The following is a 19770-nucleotide window of genomic DNA, read 5'->3' on the forward strand; positions in this document are numbered from 1 at the left end:
AGCAGGTCGGCTGCACGCGCATGCGCTGCGGCCCGTTCCGCACCCGCCACCAGTTGCGCCAGCATGACATTCTCCAGCGCCGAGAAGTCGGGCAGCAGGTGATGGAACTGATAGACGAAGCCCAGCCTGTCGCGGCGCAGCGCCGTGCGCCCCTGATCGCCAAGGCCCGCAGCCTCGGTGCCGAGGATCGCGATCCGTCCGCCGAACCCGCCTTCCAGCAGGCCGGCTGCCTGCAACAGGGTCGATTTGCCGGAACCGGATGGCCCCAGAAGCGCGACAATTTCCCCACGGCTCAACCGCAGGTCGACGCCGCGCAGCACGTCGATCACCGTGTCGCCCTGGCGGAAGCTACGTGTCAGCTCCGCAAGCTCCAGCGCCAGCTTACTCATAGCGAAGCACCGTCACCGGGTCGGTGCCGGATGCCTTCCACGCCGGATACAGTGTGGCAAGGAACGACAGCACCAGCGCCAACGCCACGATCCCGGCAACTTCTGCCGGGTCGGTGCGGGCCGGAAGCTCGGTCAGGTAACGGACCGACGGATCCCACAGATTGGTTCCCGACAGTGCGGCAAAACCCGACACGAGTTGCTGGCGGAACTGCAACACCAGAAAGCCCAGCCCCAGCCCCAGCGTGACGCCCAGCGCCCCGATCGACGTGCCGACGATCACGAACACCCGCATCAGCGCGGCACGGCTTGCACCCATCGTGCGAAGGATGGCGATGTCGCGGGTTTTCGCCCTTACCAGCATGATCAGCGACGAAAGGATATTGAACACCGCTACAAGGATGATGATCGACAGCACCCAGAACATCACCACCTGCTCGACGACGAGCGCCTGGAACAGGGCGGCGTTCATCTGCCGCCAGTCTGTCACCAGCGCCGAAAGCCCGATCTTTTCGGCCAGCGGGCGCATATACTGGTCCACCTTGTCGGGGTCGCGCGTGGTCATCATCACCATGCCCACCTCGTCGCCCATGTCGAACAGCGTCTGCGCCTGGTCCAGCGGCATCACCACGAACGCCTTGTCGAAGTCGTAGATGCCGATCTCGAAGGTGGCGACGATTTCATAGGATACGATCCGGGGGACGGTGCCGAACGGCGTCGTGGTCCCCTGCGGAGAGATGAGGGAAATCCGGTCGCCCACCTTGACGCCGAGATTTTCAGCGAGCCTTGCGCCGATCGCAACCACCGGCTCTCCGGCTTTCAGGCGATGGATGTCGCCCGATTGCACGGTGTTGGCGATGACATCGGTTTTCAGGATGTCGGGCACGCGCATCCCGCGCACCAGCACGCCTTCCACCCTGCCGTTGGCCGAACCCATCAGCGGCTGTTCGATCAGCGGCGTTGCCGTCAGCACGCCATCGGTTTTTTCGGCCAGTTGGACGATGCCCCGCCATTCGGGCAGGCGGCCGCCATAGCCCTGGGCGACGGCGTGGCCGTTCAGGCCCTGAAACCGCTCGAACAGTTCGGCGCGAAATCCGTTCATCACGCTCATGACGGCGATCAACGCCGCAACGCCAAGCGCAACCGCGATCAGCGATATGCCTGCCACCAGCACGATGAAGCGCTCGCCCTGCCCCGGAAGCAGGTAGCGGCGCGCAATCATGCGCTCGTAGGCGGTGATCACGCGACGATACGCGCAAGCGCGCTTTCGATCGACAGTTCGTGCTTTTCGCCGGTCCGGCGGCGCTTCAGTTCGACGGTGCCAGCCGCTGCGCCCTTGGGGCCGACCGTCACCTGCCACGGCAGGCCGATCAGGTCCATCGTTGCGAACTTTTCGCCGCCGCGCGCATCACGGTCGTCGTGGAGGACGCTTTTCCCGGCGGCTTCGAGTGCAGCATGCACCTGTGCTGCGGCCGTCGCGCAGGCAGCGTCGTCGGGGCGCAGGTTGATCAGGCCGATATCGAAGGGCGCAACGGAATCGGGCCAGATGATGCCTTGCGCATCGTGATTGGCTTCGATCAGCGCGCCCATCAATCTGGACACGCCGACGCCGTAGCTTCCCATCAGCGGGTTGACGAGGCTGCCGTCGCGCGCCTGCACCTGCATCCCCATCGACGCCGAATATTTGCTGCCGAAGAAGAAGATGTGCCCCACTTCGATGCCGCGCCGGCGCGCCAGCCGTTCCGGCGGAACCGGGCAATCCGTGACTTTCTCGTGCTCCTCGGCCTCCATCGCATAGAGGCCGCGCAGCTTTGCCGGTGCATCGGCATCCGCGAGATCCACTTCGTCGAGGGCCGAATCATAGAATACCTCGCTCTCGCCGGTGTCGGCGAGAATGTGGAACTCGTGGCTCAGGTCGCCGCCGATCGGGCCGGTCGGCGCGCGCACGGGAACCGCGCGCAGGCCCATCGCGGCAAAGGTGCGCAGATAGGCGGTGAACTGCGCATCATAGCTGGCGCGGCCGCCTTCGGCGTCCATGTCGAAGCTGTAGGCGTCTTTCATCAGGAACTCGCGCCCGCGCATCACCCCGAACCGCGGCCGGACTTCGTCGCGGAACTTCCACTGGATATGATAGAGCGTGCGCGGAAGATCGCGATAGCTGCGGACGCAGTCGCGGAAGATCGCGGTGATCATTTCCTCGTTGGTCGGGCCATACAGCATTTCCCGGCCGCCCCGATCCTGAAACCGCAGCATTTCAGGGCCATAGGCATCATAACGGCCGGACTGGCGCCACAGGTCTGCGGACTGGATGGTCGGCATCAGCAACTCGATGGCGCCGGCGCGGTTCTGTTCGGCGCGGACGATGTCGGCGATGCGGTCGAGAACCTTCAGCCCCAGCGGCAGCCACGCATAGATTCCGGCCGCAGTCTGCCGGATCAGCCCGGCACGCAGCATCAACTGGTGCGAGACGATCTGCGCGTCGGCGGGCGTCTCCTTCATGACGGGCAGGAGGTAGCGGGAAAGCAGCATGGATTGCAGGACCCTTCAGGCCGGTTCGGAAAGGCGGTTGCCTAGCCGATGCTGTGGCGTCGCGGCAACAGCGCTTCGCCGATTTGCTTAGCTTTGGTCATGTTGGATGACAGCATGGCGACGGCCTGTATAACTTTGTCGCACCTGGATGGCAGCGCCGGCCGGGGTTCGGGGCGGGTTCCGGTGGACGTGGCGGCAAGCCACGCCGCCAGGGGCCTTCTGAATAAAGGGGTTCGAACACGAACGTTGAGGGCCGCCCGGCAACCGGGCGGCCCTTTTCCATTTGCCGATTCGCGTGTGCGCGGGTTCGCGGACCGATCAGACCAGGCGCGACTGCTTTACCGCAGCTTCGATGAAGCTGGCGAACAGCGGATGCGGCGCAAACGGCTTCGATTTCAGCTCGGGGTGGAACTGCACGCCGACGAACCACGGGTGGTCGGGCCGCTCGACGATTTCCGGAAGCCGCCCGTCGGGCGACAGGCCGGTGACGACCAGCCCCGCCTTTTCCAGCGCATCGCGATAGCCCATGTTGACTTCGTAGCGGTGGCGGTGGCGTTCCGAGATTGCGGTGCCGCCATAGATAGAAGCGACGTGGCTGTTGCCCAGAAGGCTGGCGGAATAGGCGCCGAGCCGCATTGTGCCGCCCAGATCGCCGCCGTGGGCGCGGGTTTCGAGGCCGCTGTCCGCCATCCATTCGGTGATCAGGCCGACGACCGGTTCCGCCGTCGGGCCGAATTCGGTCGACGAGGCGGCGCGGATCCCGGCGATGTTGCGGGCGGTTTCGACGCAGGCCATCTGCATGCCGAAGCAGATGCCGAAATAGGGAACGTGTCGTTCGCGAGCGAAGCGGATGGCGGCGATCTTGCCTTCGGCACCGCGTTCGCCAAATGCGCCCGGCACCAGAATCGCGTGCAGCGGTTCGAGGCTGGCGGCAATGTCGCTTTCCGGCTGCTCGAACAGCTCGGCGTCGATCCAGCGGATATTCACTTTCACCCGGTTGGCGATGCCGCCATGCACCAGCGCTTCGTTCAGGCTCTTGTAGGCGTCCGGCAGACCGACATATTTGCCGACGACGCCAACTGTCACCTCGCCTTCGGGGTTGGTGAGGCGATCGACGATGTCGTCCCAGCGGGAAAGGTCGGGCGCGGGGCCGGGTTCCAGACCGAAAGCCTTCAGCACTTCGGCGTCCAGCCCCTCGACATGATATTGCAGCGGCACCGCGTAGATGGATTTCGCATCCAGGGCCGGTATCACCGCTTCCTTCGGCACATTGCAGAACAGCGCGATCTTCGCCCGTTCGCTTGCGGGCAGCGGATGTTCGCAGCGGCAGACCAGAACGTCGGGCTGGACACCCAGAGATGCCAGTTCGCGCACGCTGTGCTGGGTGGGCTTGGTCTTCAGTTCGCCAGCCGCTGCAATGAAGGGCACCAGCGTCACATGCGCTGAAATGCTCTGCCCACGGCCGAGTTCGTTCTTCAACTGCCGGATGGCTTCGATGAAGGGCAGCGATTCGATGTCGCCGACGGTACCGCCGATTTCGCAGAGGACGAAGTCCAGATCATCGGTGTCGGCGAGGGCGAACGCCTTGATCGCGTCGGTGACGTGGGGGATCACCTGCACGGTGGCGCCGAGATAATCGCCCCGGCGTTCGCGGTTGATGATCTGCTGATAGATCCGGCCAGAGGTGATGTTGTCGGTCTGGCGCGACGCGACACCGGTGAAACGCTCGTAGTGGCCGAGGTCGAGGTCGGTTTCGGCGCCGTCGTCGGTCACATAGACCTCGCCGTGCTGGTAGGGGCTCATGGTGCCCGGATCGACGTTCAGATAGGGGTCGAACTTGCGGATGCGCACGCGATATCCGCGCGCTTGCAGCAGCGCGCCGAGCGATGCCGCCATCAGGCCCTTGCCAAGCGAGGAGACCACGCCGCCGGTGATGAAGATGAACCGCGCCATGGGAGACAATACCTAAGCTTGGACGCGGCCGCTGTCACGCGCGCCGCGCCGGTTTTCAACAGGGAAGTGAAATTAGTTGGCGACAGGAACGCCGGCAGGGGCCTGTTGCGGTGCGGCCGGGGCGCCACCGGGCGCCGGTGCGGTTGCCGGAGTTGCCGGCGGCACGATGGCCGGAGCTTCCCGCGCCAGGCTGGTGTCGATCGTTTTGGGGCGATTGCTGTGACCCGCAAGCCAGGCAAGAATCAGCGAAGTTGCGATGAACAGCGTGGCGACGATCGACGTGGTGCGGGTCAGCAGGTCGGCGGCGCCACGCGCGGAAACCAGCCCCCCGGTCGATCCGCCGGTGAATCCGCCGCCTTCCGACTTTTGCATCAGGATCACACCCACCAGCGCCAGCGCCAGCAGGGTATGCACGACAAGAAGGAACGTCATCAGCACGGATCAGAAACTCGCAGCCATGTTCGAAAAAATTTTCACGCCGCACATAGGGCGATGCGTGGTCGGGCGCAAGAAGGCGGCGGGTTTGCAGCCCGCCGCCGCCGTTGCCATACGTCGGCGCCTCAGTTGTAGCGCTTCAGTTCTTCCTTGGCGATGGTGACACGGTGCACCTCGTCCGGGCCGTCGGCGAGGCGCAGGGTGCGCTGGCCGGAATAGCTGGAGGCAAGGCCATAGTCCTGGCACACGCCGCCGCCGCCATGCGCCTGAATCGCCATGTCCAGCACCCGCGTCGATACGTTGGGCGCCACCACCTTGATCATTGCGATCAGCGCCTTGGCGTTCTTGTTGCCGACCGTGTCCATCATGTGGGCGGCCTTCAGGCACAGCAGGCGGGCCTGCTCGATTTCGATGCGGGCATTGGCGATACGCTCGTGCCAGACGCTGTGATCCGAGATCGGCTTGCCGAACGCCACACGGCTTTTCAGGCGCTTCACCATCTTTTCCAGTGCCCGTTCCGCCGACCCGATCGAGCGCATGCAGTGGTGGATGCGGCCCGGCCCGAGGCGGCCCTGCGCGATTTCGAATCCACGGCCTTCGCCGAGGATGACGTTCGACACCGGCACCCGGACATTTTCCAGCAGTACTTCGAAGTGGCCGTGCGGTGCGTCGTCGTAGCCGAAGACGTGCAGTGCGCGGACCTTGGTGACGCCCGGCGCATCGACCGGCACCAGCACCTGCGACTGCTGCAGGTGGCGCGGCGCGGACGTATCGGTCTTGCCCATGACGATCGCCACCTTGCAGCGCGGATCGCCGACGCCCGACGACCACCACTTGCGGCCGTTGATGACATATTCATCGCCTTCGCGGCGGATCGATGTTTCGATGTTGGTGGCGTCGGACGAAGCGACCGCCGGTTCCGTCATCAGGAAGGCCGAGCGGATTTCCCCGCGCGACAGCGGCGCCAGCCACTGTTCCTGCTGCTCGCGCGTGCCGTAGCGTGCAAGCACTTCCATGTTGCCGGTATCCGGCGCCGAGCAGTTGAACACCTCGCTCGACCAGCCGACCCGGCCCATTTCTTCGGCAAGCGGGGCATATTCGAGGTTGGTAAGCGGGGTCCCCTCGAACTCGAAGTGGTGGACCGGCTTGCCGCCGTGCGTCGGCGGCACGAACATGTTCCACAGGCCCGCGGCACGCGCCTTGGGCTTCAGTTCCTCGATGACCGGGATCACCTTCCAGCGTTCGCCCCTGGCGGCCTCGTCCTCGTAGCGGGCTTCGTTCGGATAGACATGTTCGTCCATGAAGGCGCGCACGCGCTCCTGCATTTCCTTCATGCGTGGTGTATATTCGAAATCCATGGGCAATCTCCCGGTTTCCATCATGATTGGTGCGCGGCGGAAACTAGGCGGGCTTGCGGGTGGCTGCAACCAATGCTTTGTGCAGTATCCGGGCCGCAGGTGCGGCCGATTGTCAGGGAGACCAGGACGCGATGAAAAAGGTCGAAGCGATCATCAAGCCGTTCAAGCTCGACGAGGTGAAGGAGGCGCTGCACGAGGTCGGCGTCTCGGGGATCACCGTCACCGAAGCGCGCGGTTTCGGGCGGCAGAAGGGGCATACCGAACTGTATCGGGGCGCGGAATATGTCGTCGACTTCCTGCCCAAGGTGCGCCTTGAAATGGTGCTAGACGATTCGCAGGTGGATCGCGTGGTTGAAGCGATCGCGAACGCTGCCCGCACGGGGCGCATCGGCGACGGAAAAATCTTCGTCTCGACGATTGACAGGGCGCTTCGAATCCGCACAGGCGAAACCGATCTCGACGCCATCTGACCACAGGGTTTCCGAAGCGGGGCATCCGAAGGCGGGGCGGCGCCGGATCGCAACCGATCCATTCCTGCAAACTAGCGAGGACTTTCATGGCCACGAAGCCGTCCGACATCCTGAACACCATCCGGGACAAGGAGATCGACTGGGTCGATCTGCGCTTCACCGACCCGCGCGGGAAATGGCACCACATGACGATGGCGCGGCGCACCATCAACGAGGACAATCTGGAAGAAGGCTTCATGTTCGACGGGTCGTCGATCGCCGGCTGGAAGGTGATCAACGAATCCGACATGATCCTGAAGCCGGACCTCGAGTCCTTCAACGTCGACCCGTTCAGCGCCACGCCGATGGCGATTCTGGTCTGCGACGTGGTCGAGCCGTCGACGGGTGAACTCTACCGCCGCGACCCGCGCTCGACCGCCAAGCGCGCCGAAGCCTATCTGAAAAGCACCGGCATCGGCGACACGGTCTATATCGGCCCGGAAGCCGAATTTTTCATGTTCGACGACGTGCGCTTCGGCACCGGCTACAACGGGTCGAGCTTCAGCATCGACGACATCGAGTTCCCGACCAACAGCAACCGCAGCTACGAGGAAGGCAATCTGGGCCATCGGCCGCGCGCCAAGGGCGGTTATGTTCCGGTGGCGCCGGTGGATTCGGCAACCGACATCCGTGCCGAAATGGTGCAGACCATGCTGGACATGGGCCTGCCGTGCGACAAGCATCACCACGAGGTCGCCGCATCGCAGCATGAACTGGGGCTGGAGTTCGGCACGCTGGTGCAGACGGCCGACCGCATGCAGATCTACAAATATGTCGTGCACATGGTGGCGCAGGCCTACGGCAAGACGGCGACGTTCATGCCCAAGCCGATCAAGGAAGACAACGGCTCGGGGATGCACACCCACCTGTCGATCTGGAACAAGGGCAAGCCGCTGTTCGCTGGCGAAGGCTATGCCGGGCTTTCGGATACCGCGCTTTACTTCATCGGCGGCATCATCAAGCACGCCAAGGCCTGCAACGCCTTCACCAACCCGACGACCAACAGCTACAAGCGGCTGGTGCCGGGCTTCGAAGCGCCGGTGCTGCTGGCCTATTCCGGCAGCAACCGTTCGGCGTCGTGCCGGATTCCGGCAGGTTCCGGCGCCAAGGCCAAGCGGGTGGAAGTGCGGTTCCCCGATCCACTCGCCAATCCCTACCTTGCCTACTCGGCGCTGCTGATGGCCGGTCTCGACGGGATCGAGAACCGCATCCACCCCGGCCAGCCGATGGACAAGAACCTCTATGACCTGCCGCCGCGCGAACTGAAGAAGATCCCGTCGGTTTGCGGATCGCTGCGTGAAGCGCTGGCCTCGCTCGACAAGGGGCGCGCGTTCCTGACCAAGGGCGGCGTCTTCACCGATGACCAGATCGACAGCTACATCGCGCTGAAGATGGAGGACGTTCTGCGCTGGGAGATGGCGCCCAGCCCCGTCGAGTTCGAGATGTACTACAGCGGCTGATGCAGTCGGCCGCCTCGTCGCGGCCGGCAGTTGGATAAACCCGCCATTTCGGAAGCTTCCCCCGTGCCTTGCCTTGAACGGGCCTGCGGACGGGGGTAGTTTCCGTGATGTCAGCAAGAATCGCGCCAATCATAGCGGTGCGTGAACAATATGCTGGCGATTGGTGTCGCAGTACGAAAGGCCGGGTTTGACAACGATGGTGGCCGAGGCTGGTGTGGGCGAAATGCGGGGCGGCGTGGCCGCTGCCGACAATGGCCTTGCGGTCGTGTCGATCGGCAAATCCTATGACAAGCGCGTCGTGCTGCGCGACGTGTCGCTGTCGGTAAACCGCGGAGAAGTGGTGGGGCTGCTTGGCCCGAATGGTGCCGGCAAGACCACCTGTTTCTATTCGATCATGGGTTTGGCCGCCCCCGATCAGGGCCGCATCCTGCTGGACGGGGTCGATATCACACGGCTGCCGATGTATCGGCGCGCGGTGCTGGGGCTTGGCTATCTGCCGCAGGAAACGTCGATTTTCCGTGGCATGACGGTCGAGGACAATATCTCGGCAGTGCTGGAAGTATCCGAACCGGACCCGGTGGCACGCGCCGCCCGCCTTGAGCAGTTGCTGGGCGAATTCAACATCACCCGCCTGCGCACCAGCCCGGCGATGGCCCTTTCCGGAGGGGAACGCCGCCGCTGCGAGATTGCGCGCGCGCTTGCCGCCAGCCCTTCGATCATGCTGCTGGATGAGCCGTTCGCCGGGATCGACCCGATTTCGATCGCCGACATCCGCACATTGGTCAGCCACCTGAAGGACCGCGATATCGGGGTGCTGATCACCGATCACAATGTCCGCGAAACGCTCGACATCGTCGATCGCGCCTGCATCATCTATGATGGCCGGGTGCTGTTCGAAGGCACGCCCGACGCGCTGGTCGCCGATGAATCGGTGCGGAAATTCTATCTGGGCGAGGATTTCTCGCTGTGACGGCGATGGTTTCCATCACCAGAACCGGCGGCAACCGCACGGCCGAAGGCGGCTGACCATGGGACTGGGGCCGCGCCTTGATCTGCAGACCAGCCAGACGCTGACCCTTTCCCCGCAGTTGCAGGCAGCGATCAAGCTGCTGGCGCTGGGCAATCTCGAACTCGCTGCAGAAATTGCAGCCGAACTTGACCGCAATCCCCTGCTCGAAATCGAGGGCGAAGGCGACGGCGACGCCTTCGGCTCCGAGCCGACCGCCGACGGAGAAGCACCCGCAACGCAGTCGTCCGATGCGGCCGACATGGATCTTGAACTGGCTGCAGGCGGCGGTGCGGCGTCGGATGCCGACCAGGACGTCGACATGGGAGAGGAGCGCTTCCATCACGACTGCGCCTCCGACAGCAACCGCACGGCCGGCAGCGACGAGGATTTCAGCTTCGACAGTTTCGCCGCCGGCACGCCATCCTTGTCGGAAGTGCTGGAACGGCAGGCGATGGCGCTTGGCGGGGCCGATCTTGCGATCGCCATGCACCTCGTCTCGCTGATCGACCCGGCCGGGTATCTGACCGACCCCGTTGCGGAAATCGCAGCCCGTCTGGGTGTCGCCGAGACCGAGGTCGAACGGGTGCTGGCGATCGTGCAGAGCTTCGAGCCAACAGGCGTCGGCGCGCGAAACCTTGCCGAATGCATCGCGTTGCAAGCAAAGGAAGCCGATCGCTACGACCCGTGCATGGCCGCCCTGATCGATAATCTCGACCTTGTCGTGCGCGGCGACCTCGTGAAGCTCCGCCGCCTGTGCGACGTCGATGCCGAGGAACTGGCGGACATGCTGCGGGAACTGCGCAGCTACGATCCGAAGCCGGGTCTGGTCTATGGCGGCGGAGAGGCGGTCCCGATCGTGCCGGATGTGTTCGTCCGCCGTGTGGCACGCGGCTGGGCCGTCGAGCTGAACAACGCCACCTTGCCGCGCCTTGTCGTCAACCGGCGCTATCACGCGCGGATCGCCGCCCATTCCGCCAGTGCCGAAAATGTGCGCGGCAAGGCCGAGCGGCAGTTCCTCGACGGCTGTCTCGCACAGGCGAACTGGCTGATGAAGGCGCTCGATCAGCGGGCGTCGACCATCCTGAAAGTATCAACTGCGCTGGTCGAGGAGCAGCGCGCGTTCTTCGAACATGGGGTGGCGCGGCTGAAGCCGCTGACGCTGCGCCGTATCGCCGACATGATCAGCATGCACGAATCGACGGTCAGCCGCGTGACCAGCAACAAATATCTGTCGTGCGAGCGCGGCGTTTTCGAGCTGAAATATTTCTTCACCACGGCGATCCACGCAGCCGACGGCGGCGACGACGCGTCGGCCGAGGCCGCCCGGCAGATGCTGAAGGCGCTGATCGAGGCAGAAGCGCCGTTGAAGCCGCTGTCCGACGACCGGCTCGTCGAGATGCTGCGGGCCGAGGGCTATGATCTGGCCCGCAGGACGGTGGCGAAATACCGCGAGGCGATAGGCATCCCCTCGAGCTTCGACCGCAGGCGCCGGGCGCTGGTGAAGGCCGCCTGACGCGCAGTTCCTAGAACGCCATGCCCAGCAGCGCGCCGAGATCCGCCAGCGCCTGTTCCTCGGTTGTCACCTTGATTGCGCGCATGCCAAGCATCGCCGCCGGTTTGCAGTTGATCCCCAGATCATCGAGATAGATGCAGTGTTCGGGCGCAACATCCAGCGCTTCGCACATCATCACATAGATGCGCGGATCGGGCTTGCGGACACCGGCCTTCGAGCTTTCGATCACATGATCGAACCGGCCCAGAATGGCGCTCACGCGGTCGGCGGCATCGGCGTTTGCGGCCATCCCGGCGCCGTTTCCGACGTTTGCATTGTTGGTGATGCAGCCAAGCCGGAACCCTGCCGCTTTCAGCCGGTCGAGGGTTGCAACCATGCGCTGCCGGACATCGCCCGAAAGCAGCGGCAGCACATCGCTTCCGGGAACGTCGTGGCCAAGGGCCAGCGCTTCGGCGCGGAAGATCACATCGAAGCTTTCCGCGCCGATTTCATTGCGTTCAAGGCGCGCCCAGGCGTTGGTGTCGGGGTTGCGGGCGTTGACGCTGCGGATGAACCCGTTGGGCAGTGCGCGCGCCCGCTCGTATCGGGCGAACGCCTCGAACGGCGAGGTGGTGATGACCCCGCCGAAATCCCACAGAACCGCCTTGGTCGGCTGCAAATCGCCCTCCTGTCTTTTTCTGATGTGTTGCAGCGGTGGATGCCGCCTTGCCGCCGAACCTGCAAGCTGGCAGGGCTGCGCCATGGGAAAGAAGCTGACCTGGTGGATTCTTGGCGCGCTGGCTCTGGGCCTTGTCGCGGGGTTCCTGATCAACCGTATGGCGACACCCGAAACAGCCAAGCAGAGCGCCTATTATCTGGGGATCGTCACCGATCTGTTCCTGCGCCTGATCAAGATGATCATCGCGCCGCTGGTGTTTTCGGCGCTGGTTTCCGGGATCGGCCACATGGGGGGGGACACCAAGGCGCTCGGCCGCATCGGCGGCCGCGCCGTCGGCTGGTTCGTCGGCGCGTCGATGGTGTCGATCGTGATCGGCATCTTTGCAGTGAACCTGTTGCAGCCGGGCGTCGGTCTCGATCTGCCGCTGCCGCCCGCGTCGGCCGAAAGCGGGGTTGCCGTCGCCTCGTTCGACCTGAAGCAGTTCGTCACCCATCTGGTGCCGAAATCGATCGTCGAGGCGCTGGCCACCAACGAAATTCTGCAGATCGTCGTGTTCTCGTTGTTCGCAGGTGCCGCATTGGCGCAGATGGGCGAAAAGGGCGCCCCCATCCTGAAGGCGATGGATGCGCTGATGCATCTGATGCTGATCGTGACCGGCTATGTGATGCTGTTCGCGCCGGCAGCGGTTTTTGCCGCCGTCGCCGCCACCATCGCCGAACGCGGCCTTGGCGTCGTCGCCACCTATGGCGCGTTCATGGGCGGGTTCTATGTGGCGCTGGCGTTCCTGATGTGCACCATCCTGTTCGCTGGCGGGCTGGTGATCGGCATGAAGAATGCCGGGCGGCTGGCGATGGAAATCCGCGACCCGTTCGTGCTGGCCTTTACCACCGCCAGTTCGGAAGCGGCCTATCCGCGCACGATGGAAGCGTTGGAACGGTTCGGCGTACCGCCGCGCATCGCCAGCTTCGTGCTGCCGCTGGGCTACAGTTTCAATCTCGACGGATCGATGATGTATTGCTCGTTCGCGACGATCTTCATCGCGCAGGCCTATGGCATCGACCTGACGCTGGGGCATGAAATCACCATGCTGCTGATCCTGATGGTCACGTCGAAGGGCATGGCTGGCGTTCCGCGCGCCAGCCTCGTCGTCATCGCCGCGACGCTCGGGCAGTTCAACATCCCGGAAGCGGGCCTCGTCCTCATCCTGGCGGTCGACCATTTCCTCGACATGGGGCGTTCGGCGACCAACGTCGTCGGCAATGCGGTGGCGACCGCAGTCGTCGCCAAATGGGAGGAAAATCGCCCCGGCTGACCTGCTGAAAGCGCGCATGATTTTTTGCGGAGCAGCACTCCGCACTCTCTTGACTTGATGCACGACAAGGTTACGCTCCCTTCGAATGATAAGGGAGTGAGGAACCATGGCAACGCTTGCGCGCACGGCGGAACTGCCGCTCGATATTCTGGATATCGGCAATCCGCATCTGTGGCTTGAATACAAGGACGTGCTGTCGAACTTTGCCCGGCTGCGGGCGGCGGGGCCGGTCCACTGGTGCCCGGAATCCATGTATGGCCCCTACTGGAACATCGTGTCGCATCAGCACATCATGGAGGTTGAGGGGCGGCCCGACATTTTCTCGTCCAGTTGGGAAAAGGGCGGCATCACCATTGCCGAACGCCCGGAAGGCCGCAACGATGAACCAAACATGCCGATGTTCATCGCCATGGACCGGCCGCAGCACACCGCGCAACGGCGCACAGTGGCCCCGGCGTTCACCCCGTCCGAAGTCGTCCGCCAGGCCGACAATATCCGCCGCCGCACGGACGAACTGCTGGATAGCCTGCCTGTCGGTGAACAGTTCGACTGGGTGGACAAGGTATCCGTCGAACTGACGACGGGGATGCTGGCCATCCTGTTCGACTTCCCGTGGGAGGACCGCCGCCTGCTGCCCAAATGGTCGGACAATGCGACCGACTTCGAGGCGATGGAAAGCGACGAGAAGAACAAGGAGCGCTGGGAAATCCTCTATGAGATGGTGGGTTATTTCACCAACCTCTGGAACGAGCGGGCGAAACAGGAACCGCGCCCGGATCTGATTTCGATGATGATCCATTCCGACGCCACCAAAGACATGACCCCGCAGGAGTTCATGGGCAATCTGGTGCTGCTGATCGTCGGCGGCAACGACACCACGCGCAACACCATGTCGGGGTCGGTGATGGCGCAGCATCTGTTCCCCGACAACTGGGCGAAGATGATGGCGAACCCGGAACTGATCGCCAACGGCACCTCGGAACTGATCCGCTGGCAGACGGCGCTTGCCCACATGCGCCGCACCGCGACGCAGGATTTCGAAGTTGGCGGCAAGCTCATCCGCGCCGGCGAGAAGGTGGTGATGTGGTATCTCTCGGCCAACCGCGACGAGAGCGTGTTCAAGAATGCCGACGTGTTCGACCCCACCCGCGAGAACGCGCGGCGGCACCTTTCGTTCGGTTTCGGCATCCACCGCTGCGTTGGCTATCGTCTTGCCGAACTGCAACTGACGACGCTGCTGGAGGGAATGCAGAAGCGCAAGATGAAGGTGGAACTGGTCGGCGAGCCGACGCGGGTCTATTCTTCGTTCGTGCACGGCTATCGCGGCATGCCCGTCGTGATGACGCGCGGCTGAGGCGCGACCGGGGAACACCCATACCCAGATTACCGGAGAGAGGGAGAACAGCAGGCGAGGTGGCGGTTTCGCTGCCCCGCCTGTTCGATCAATAGCGTTCGCGGCCCTTCGGGTCCGGGCCGAAGGCATTGCGCGCGGGCGTGCCATCGAGCAGGTAGAAGATCAGCAGCACGAAGCCGCCGATCCCCGTCAGCCCGAGAAGCAGCCACCACCCCGACTTGTCGCTGTCGTGCAGGCGGCGGACCGATACTGCAAGCGATGGCAGGAACAGCGCGATAGCGGCGATCACGATGATGGTTGCGGGCACCATGCTCGCCGTCGTCGAGACCTTAAGCTCGGAAAACTCGAACGGCGTGCTGACGACTTCTGCCGGGGTCAGCGTGGCATAGAGCCAGTAGTTCAGAGCGCCGAACAGCAGCACCAGAAACAACTGCCATAGCCAGTATTCGCGTCGGCGGGCTCGGCCGCTGAACGTGGCATATTTTCGCCAGGGTTCGAACATCAATGGTTCCTTCTTGGGCGTGGGATGGGTCGTGTGGTCAGCGTGTGGAAACCACCAGTTCGAGCGGCGCGGCATTCGGCTGTGCCTGGTCGGGCGCAACGACGCCGATGCGCCCTGCCGCAACGCCTGCGGTTTCCAGTTGCGTGACCAGATCCGCCGCCGAAGGGGCGGCGCCACGGATCGCAACCTGCGCCTGCGGATAGGCGTTCAGCACGGTTGCGATGTCCTTGATCGCGCGCGCGGGTGGCATCCTGCCGCCACGTCTGTCGGTATACAGCGGGAAGTTTGCGGGCGCCGGTTCGTTGCTTGCCAGAAAGGCTGCAACTTCTTGCGCCGGGCCTCCCCGCGCCAGCAGCAGCGCCGTTCCGTCGGCGAGCGTGACGCGGATGGTGGGCGCCGAGGCTTCGGTGACGAGGATCGTGTTGTCGGTTCCCGGCAACCGCAGAAATGACGGCCGTTCGGCGCGGAAGCCGCGAATGCCGATTGCCAGCACCAGACCGGCGATCACTGCCATCAGGACGGGAAGCAGCCGTTCCGACAGACGTCCCAAAATGCGCCTCTCCCGCAGGCCTCGGGGTTGAGGCCGATTGCCCGAGGCTACATGATTCATGCCGCCGTGGCGAGGGTGCTGAAGGGCGCAACGGATGGTCAGGTCGTGGCACGCTGGCGGCGATAGCTCAGGGCCTCGGCAACATGCTGGCGACCGATGACTGCGCTGCCATCCAGATCGGCGATGGTGCGCGCAACGCGCAGCATTCTGGTCCAGCCACGGGCGGAAAGTTTCATCGTTTCCGCCGCGCGCTGCAGCAATGCGCGCGCGTCTGCGGCCAGCATGTCGGGCGTTTCCAGCCACTTCCCCTCGGCTTCGGCATTGGTGCGCGCGGCCGTGCCCTGGTAGCGGCGTTGCTGGACGGCGCGGGCATGGGCCACACGCAGGCCGATCGCATCGCTGCGTTCCGCCGGTGCGGGCAGGGCCAGATCGCTTGCTTTCAGGGCTTCGATGTCGACGAAAATGTCGATCCGGTCGAGGAGAGGGCCGGAAATGCGTGCCTGATAGTCGTCGGCGCAGCGCGGCGCGCGCGAGCAGGCAAGCGAGGCGTCGGCCAGATGGCCGCAGCGGCACGGGTTCATGGCCGCGATCAACTGCACGCGCGACGGATAAGTGACATGATGCGCAGCGCGCGCGACCTCCACCTGCCCGCGTTCGAGCGGCTGCCGCAGCGCATCGAGGACGCCGCGCGGAAACTCCGGCAGTTCGTCGAGGAACAGCACGCCCAGATGCGCGAGGCTTACTTCACCCGGCCGCGCGCGGCTGCCGCCGCCGACCAGCGCCGCCATCGACGCCGAATGGTGCGGCGCGCGGAATGGCCGATTGCGCGGCATGCGTCCGCCTTCCAGCAGCCCGGAAAGCGAGGCGATCATCGCCACTTCCAGCGCTTCCCCGGCAGACAGCGGCGGCAGAATACCGGGCAGGGCCGCCGCCATCATCGACTTGCCGGCGCCGGGCGGGCCGCTCATCAGCAGGTTGTGGCCGCCGGCCGCTGCAATTTCCAGCGCCCGCTTGGGGGTTTCCTGCCCCTTCACATCGCCGAAATCCGGGCCGGAAAACGGGCACGCGGCAAGATCGGCGCTTTCAGGCGGCGCGATCGGCTTTGCCCCCTTCAGGTGCGCGACCAGCGCATGCAGATCGGGCGCTGCGATCAGTTCCATGCCGCCGTCGATCGCGGTGAACCAGGCGGCTTCGGCGCCCTGTGCGCCGGGGCAGATCAGCCCCAGGCCATTGGCCCGCGCGTGCATCGCCGCCAGCAGCACGCCGGGCGACGGGGTGATGCGGCCATCGAGCGACAGTTCCCCGACGGCGACATAATGTGCGAGCGTTTCCGGATCGACCACACCTATCGCGGCCAGCAGGCCAAGCGCGATCGGCAGATCGTAATGCGAACCGGCCTTTTCCAGATCGGCAGGCGCCAGATTGACCGTGATCCGCTTGGCCGGCATCGCCAGCCCGAGCGCGGCAAAGGCCGCCGTCACCCGGTCGCGGCTTTCCTTGACTGCCTTGTCGGGCAGCCCGACGACGACGAAACTGACCAGCCCCGACGCCAGTTGCACCTGCACATCGACCGGGCGGGCCTCCAGCCCGAGATAGGCGACCGTCGCGACCCGAGCGACCATAGTTTCTGTTCCCCCGACTGGCCCGACCCGGATCGTGGTGCCTGCGCCACGGCAGCCGCAAACCTGCACGTTCCCAAGCTGGCGCGCCGTCTAGCGCATTGAAGGGCAATGTTAAAGTGCCGCACAGCAGGCTTTTTCGTTGGGGAATCAGGCCGACGCGCCTATCTAACGGCGACAGACTGCAAAGGACCGATCCGTGGCTGAACCGACGCCAATCACCCAGAACCCCGACATCCGGCTGCTGGGGCGCATCCTTGGCGATGTGATCCGCGATCTGGGCGGCGACGACCTGTTCCGGCGCACCGAGGCGATCCGCGCCGCATCCGTGACACGCCAGCGCGAGGGGCTGGGTGTCGAAACGCTTGCCGGGGAACTGGGCGCGCTTTCGCTCGATGATACGCTGGCGTTCCTCAGGGGCTTCATGCTGTTCTCGATGCTGGCGAACCTTGCCGAAGACCGGCAGATGTCGGCTTCGGCAGGCGCCGCGCCCGAAGCCGGGGCGACGCTGGCGCAGGCGGTTGCGACGCTGCACGAACGCGGCATCGGCAAGCCGCAGATCGCAGCCCTGCTGGCCCGCGCACGCGTGACCCCGGTGCTGACCGCCCACCCGACCGAAGTGCGCCGGAAAAGCGTGATCGACCACCGCAACCGCATCGCCGAACTGATGCAAATGGCCGATCGCGGCGCGATGCAGGCCGGGCCGGGCGAAACCGTCGAGCGGGCGATCCGCCGGCAGGTGGCGCTGCTGTGGCAGACGCGGCCGCTGAGGCGGGAACGCATCCTTGTGTCGGATGAAATCGATTCCGCGCTGCACTGGCTGGGGCAGGATTTTCTGCCGGTCATGCCGCGCCTGCTGCAAGGCTGGGCCGACCTGCTTGGCGCCCCGGTGCCGCCGTTCCTGACGGTCGGAAGCTGGATCGGCGGCGACCGCGACGGCAATCCCAATGTCACTGCGGAATCGCTGCGAACGGCGATGCGGCGGGCGGCGGCGCTGCTGTTCGACTGGTATCTGGCGCAGGTTCACGCGCTTGGGGCCGAACTGTCGATTTCATCCGAGCTGGCCCCGGTTCCCGAAGGCGTGATGCGCCTTGCCGACGCCAGCGGCGACGGCAGCCCCGCGCGCGCCGACGAGCCCTATCGCCGCGCGCTGACCGGCATCTACGCGCGGCTGGCGACAACTGCCGAGCAACTGTCGGGCATGCCGCCTGCGCGCCCGGCGCGTGTGCTGGCCGAACCCTACGCCAGCCCCGAGGCGTTTATGGCCGATCTGGACTGCCTTGCCGAAGGCGCAGAAGCGGCGGGTGCCGGTGGCGGCGCGCTCGATCTGCTGCGGCTGGCCGTCGGGCAGTTCGGCTTCCATCTGGCTGCAATCGATTTGCGCCAGAACAGCGACGTGCACGAGGCAAGCGTCGCCGAACTGTTGCAACTGGCAGGCGTAGAGGCCGACTATCGCGCGCTGGACGAGGACCAGCGCGTGGCGCTGCTGCTGCGTGAACTGTCGTCGGTCAGGCTGCTGACGACGCCGCTGGCGCCGGTTTCCGATCGCACGGCCGGCGAACTGGCGATCTTCGGTGCCGCCGCCGACATCCGCCGCCTGCACGGGCCGGCGGCGATCACCACCTACATCATTTCCAAGACCAACGCGCTTTCCGACCTGCTGGAACCGATGCTGCTGATGCGCGAGGCCGGAATGCTGGCGCCCGGTGCGACGCCGCACCCCGACCTGATGGTGGTGCCGCTGTTCGAAACCATCGCCGATCTTGAAGCCGCGCCCGATACGATGCGCCGGTTTCTGTCGCTGCCCGGCGTTGCCGATGCGGCGCGCGCGCGCGGCTGCCAGGAAGTGATGATCGGCTATTCCGACAGCAACAAGGATGGCGGCTACATCACTTCGACCTGGTCGCTGCATCGGGGGACTTCGGCGCTGGCGCGCGTGTTCGACGAACTTTCCGTGCCGATCCAGCTTTTCCACGGGCGCGGCGGATCGGTCGGGCGCGGCGGCGGCCCCAGCTTCGACGCCATCCGCGCGCAACCGCCCGGAACCGTTGCAGGCCGCATCCGCATCACCGAACAGGGCGAAATCATCGCTGCGAAATATGGCACGCCGGAAGCCGCCGCGCGGACGCTGGAAACCGTCGCTGCCGCAACGGTGCTGGCCACGCTCGAACCGCCGGCGTTGCCGCAGGCCGATGCCGCCCGCTTCACCGCTGCGATGGATCGGCTGTCGGCCGAAGGGTTCGCCGCCTATCGCGGGCTGGTCTATGAACAGTCGGGGTTTCGCAGTTTCTTCCGGGCGATGACCCCGATCTCCGAGATTTCCAGCCTGAAGATCGGTTCGCGCCCGGCAAGCCGCACCGCATCCGACGCGATCGAGGATCTGCGTGCCATCCCCTGGGTGTTCAGCTGGTCGCAGGCGCGGGTGATGCTGCCCGGCTGGTATGGCACCGGGCAGGCGTTGCAGCGGTTTTCCGATCAGGGCCTGTTGCGGGCGATGGCCGAACAGTGGCCGTTCTTCCAGACGATGCTGGCCAACATGGAGATGGTGCTGGCCAAGTCCGACATGGGGATTGCCGCGCGCTACGCCGAGCTGGCCGGCGCCGAGGGTGCGCCGCTGTTCGGA

Annotated in this window: 17 protein-coding genes; 7 read left to right on the top strand and 10 right to left on the bottom strand. The window is 65.0% G+C overall.

The genetic code is table 11. From position 1 onward, the window contains the following. From AC16JP_RS08915 to AC16JP_RS08940, 6 genes are all read right to left on the bottom strand, one after another. Nucleotides 1–389 (bottom strand): ATP-binding cassette domain-containing protein (locus AC16JP_RS08915; RefSeq protein ID WP_484340261.1); only part of this gene is annotated, 389 nt, incomplete at its 3' end. Beyond that, the gene (locus tag AC16JP_RS08920; RefSeq protein ID WP_484340276.1) at nucleotides 382–1608 is read right to left on the bottom strand and encodes a lipoprotein-releasing ABC transporter permease subunit; all 1227 of its coding nucleotides are present in this window, start codon (nucleotides 1606–1608) and stop codon (nucleotides 382–384) included. The genes AC16JP_RS08920 and AC16JP_RS08915, both read right to left, overlap by 8 nt. A gap of 17 nt (nucleotides 1609–1625) precedes the next feature. Continuing rightward, nucleotides 1626–2915, bottom strand: a complete 1290-nt coding sequence (gene proS, locus AC16JP_RS08925) for a proline--tRNA ligase (RefSeq protein WP_484340262.1) — start codon at nucleotides 2913–2915, stop codon at nucleotides 1626–1628. Between the two features lie 318 nt (nucleotides 2916–3233). Then, nucleotides 3234–4868 carry a CTP synthase gene (locus AC16JP_RS08930; protein WP_484340263.1) on the bottom strand — a complete coding sequence of 545 codons (1635 nt, stop codon included), beginning with the start codon at nucleotides 4866–4868 and terminating at the stop codon, nucleotides 3234–3236. Between the two features lie 72 nt (nucleotides 4869–4940). Beyond that, nucleotides 4941–5300, bottom strand: a complete 360-nt coding sequence (secG, locus tag AC16JP_RS08935; protein WP_484340264.1) for a preprotein translocase subunit SecG — start codon at nucleotides 5298–5300, stop codon at nucleotides 4941–4943. A 128-nt stretch (nucleotides 5301–5428) separates the two neighbouring features. Next, nucleotides 5429–6661: an acyl-CoA dehydrogenase family protein gene (locus AC16JP_RS08940; protein ID WP_484340265.1), complete on the bottom strand. Its 1233-nt coding sequence runs from the start codon at nucleotides 6659–6661 to the stop codon at nucleotides 5429–5431. 131 nt (nucleotides 6662–6792) lie between these two features. Between AC16JP_RS08940 and AC16JP_RS08945 the strand changes: the two genes are divergently transcribed. The 4 genes from AC16JP_RS08945 to rpoN all read left to right on the top strand — a co-directional run bounded on the left by AC16JP_RS08945 (nucleotide 6793) and on the right by rpoN (nucleotide 11152). Next, a complete protein-coding gene (locus AC16JP_RS08945) occupies nucleotides 6793–7131 on the top strand; it encodes a P-II family nitrogen regulator (protein WP_484340266.1) in 339 nt (112 codons plus the stop codon). 86 nt (nucleotides 7132–7217) lie between these two features. Next, a complete protein-coding gene (glnA, locus tag AC16JP_RS08950) occupies nucleotides 7218–8630 on the top strand; it encodes a type I glutamate--ammonia ligase (RefSeq protein WP_484340267.1) in 1413 nt (470 codons plus the stop codon). A gap of 196 nt (nucleotides 8631–8826) precedes the next feature. Further along, on the top strand, nucleotides 8827–9600 hold the full coding sequence (lptB, locus tag AC16JP_RS08955) for an LPS export ABC transporter ATP-binding protein (RefSeq protein WP_484340277.1): 774 nt from the start codon (nucleotides 8827–8829) through the stop codon (nucleotides 9598–9600). Between the two features lie 58 nt (nucleotides 9601–9658). Beyond that, on the top strand, nucleotides 9659–11152 hold the full coding sequence (gene rpoN / locus AC16JP_RS08960) for an RNA polymerase factor sigma-54 (protein WP_484340268.1): 1494 nt from the start codon (nucleotides 9659–9661) through the stop codon (nucleotides 11150–11152). Between the two features lie 10 nt (nucleotides 11153–11162). Here rpoN and AC16JP_RS08965 read toward each other — a convergent pair whose 3' ends face one another. Then, nucleotides 11163–11810: an HAD-IA family hydrolase gene (locus AC16JP_RS08965; RefSeq protein WP_484340269.1), complete on the bottom strand. Its 648-nt coding sequence runs from the start codon at nucleotides 11808–11810 to the stop codon at nucleotides 11163–11165. Nucleotides 11811–11892: 82 nt separating this feature from the next. On the opposite strand from AC16JP_RS08965, the gene AC16JP_RS08970 reads away from it, so the two are divergent. Both AC16JP_RS08970 and AC16JP_RS08975 read left to right on the top strand, forming a co-directional pair. Beyond that, nucleotides 11893–13122, top strand: a complete 1230-nt coding sequence (locus AC16JP_RS08970) for a dicarboxylate/amino acid:cation symporter (protein ID WP_484340270.1) — start codon at nucleotides 11893–11895, stop codon at nucleotides 13120–13122. Between the two features lie 106 nt (nucleotides 13123–13228). Further along, complete coding sequence (locus AC16JP_RS08975) at nucleotides 13229–14476, top strand: cytochrome P450 (RefSeq protein ID WP_484340271.1); 1248 nt, start codon at nucleotides 13229–13231, stop codon at nucleotides 14474–14476. An 88-nt stretch (nucleotides 14477–14564) separates the two neighbouring features. Here AC16JP_RS08975 and AC16JP_RS08980 read toward each other — a convergent pair whose 3' ends face one another. The 3 genes from AC16JP_RS08980 to AC16JP_RS08990 form a co-directional block, all read right to left on the bottom strand. Further along, the gene (locus AC16JP_RS08980; protein WP_484340272.1) at nucleotides 14565–14978 is read right to left on the bottom strand and encodes a DUF805 domain-containing protein; all 414 of its coding nucleotides are present in this window, start codon (nucleotides 14976–14978) and stop codon (nucleotides 14565–14567) included. A 37-nt stretch (nucleotides 14979–15015) separates the two neighbouring features. Then, entirely contained in the window at nucleotides 15016–15528 is a 513-nt protein-coding gene (locus AC16JP_RS08985; protein ID WP_484340273.1) for a hypothetical protein, read from the bottom strand. A 98-nt stretch (nucleotides 15529–15626) separates the two neighbouring features. Then, the gene (locus AC16JP_RS08990; RefSeq protein WP_484340274.1) at nucleotides 15627–17150 is read right to left on the bottom strand and encodes a YifB family Mg chelatase-like AAA ATPase; all 1524 of its coding nucleotides are present in this window, start codon (nucleotides 17148–17150) and stop codon (nucleotides 15627–15629) included. A gap of 196 nt (nucleotides 17151–17346) precedes the next feature. Between AC16JP_RS08990 and ppc the strand changes: the two genes are divergently transcribed. Further along, nucleotides 17347–19770, top strand: a 2424-nt coding sequence (gene ppc, locus AC16JP_RS08995) for a phosphoenolpyruvate carboxylase (RefSeq protein ID WP_484340275.1), incomplete at its 3' end; no start/stop codon positions are given.

This window comes from Sandaracinobacteroides sp., assembly GCF_057137845.1.

Bases quoted from the DNA above. Each gene is read 5' to 3' on its own strand.
- AC16JP_RS08920 (WP_484340276.1), bottom strand. From the start codon at position 1,608: ATGATTGCGCGCCGCTACCTGCTTCCGGGGCAGGGCGAGCGCTTCATC.
- proS (WP_484340262.1), bottom strand. From the start codon at position 2,915: ATGCTGCTTTCCCGCTACCTCCTGCCCGTCATGAAGGAGACGCCCGCC.
- AC16JP_RS08930 (WP_484340263.1), bottom strand. From the start codon at position 4,868: ATGGCGCGGTTCATCTTCATCACCGGCGGCGTGGTCTCCTCGCTTGGC.
- secG (WP_484340264.1), bottom strand. From the start codon at position 5,300: ATGACGTTCCTTCTTGTCGTGCATACCCTGCTGGCGCTGGCGCTGGTG.
- AC16JP_RS08940 (WP_484340265.1), bottom strand. From the start codon at position 6,661: ATGGATTTCGAATATACACCACGCATGAAGGAAATGCAGGAGCGCGTG.
- AC16JP_RS08945 (WP_484340266.1), top strand. From the start codon at position 6,793: ATGAAAAAGGTCGAAGCGATCATCAAGCCGTTCAAGCTCGACGAGGTG.
- glnA (WP_484340267.1), top strand. From the start codon at position 7,218: ATGGCCACGAAGCCGTCCGACATCCTGAACACCATCCGGGACAAGGAG.
- lptB (WP_484340277.1), top strand. From the start codon at position 8,827: ATGGTGGCCGAGGCTGGTGTGGGCGAAATGCGGGGCGGCGTGGCCGCT.
- rpoN (WP_484340268.1), top strand. From the start codon at position 9,659: ATGGGACTGGGGCCGCGCCTTGATCTGCAGACCAGCCAGACGCTGACC.
- AC16JP_RS08970 (WP_484340270.1), top strand. From the start codon at position 11,893: ATGGGAAAGAAGCTGACCTGGTGGATTCTTGGCGCGCTGGCTCTGGGC.
- AC16JP_RS08975 (WP_484340271.1), top strand. From the start codon at position 13,229: ATGGCAACGCTTGCGCGCACGGCGGAACTGCCGCTCGATATTCTGGAT.
- AC16JP_RS08980 (WP_484340272.1), bottom strand. From the start codon at position 14,978: ATGTTCGAACCCTGGCGAAAATATGCCACGTTCAGCGGCCGAGCCCGC.
- AC16JP_RS08990 (WP_484340274.1), bottom strand. From the start codon at position 17,150: ATGGTCGCTCGGGTCGCGACGGTCGCCTATCTCGGGCTGGAGGCCCGC.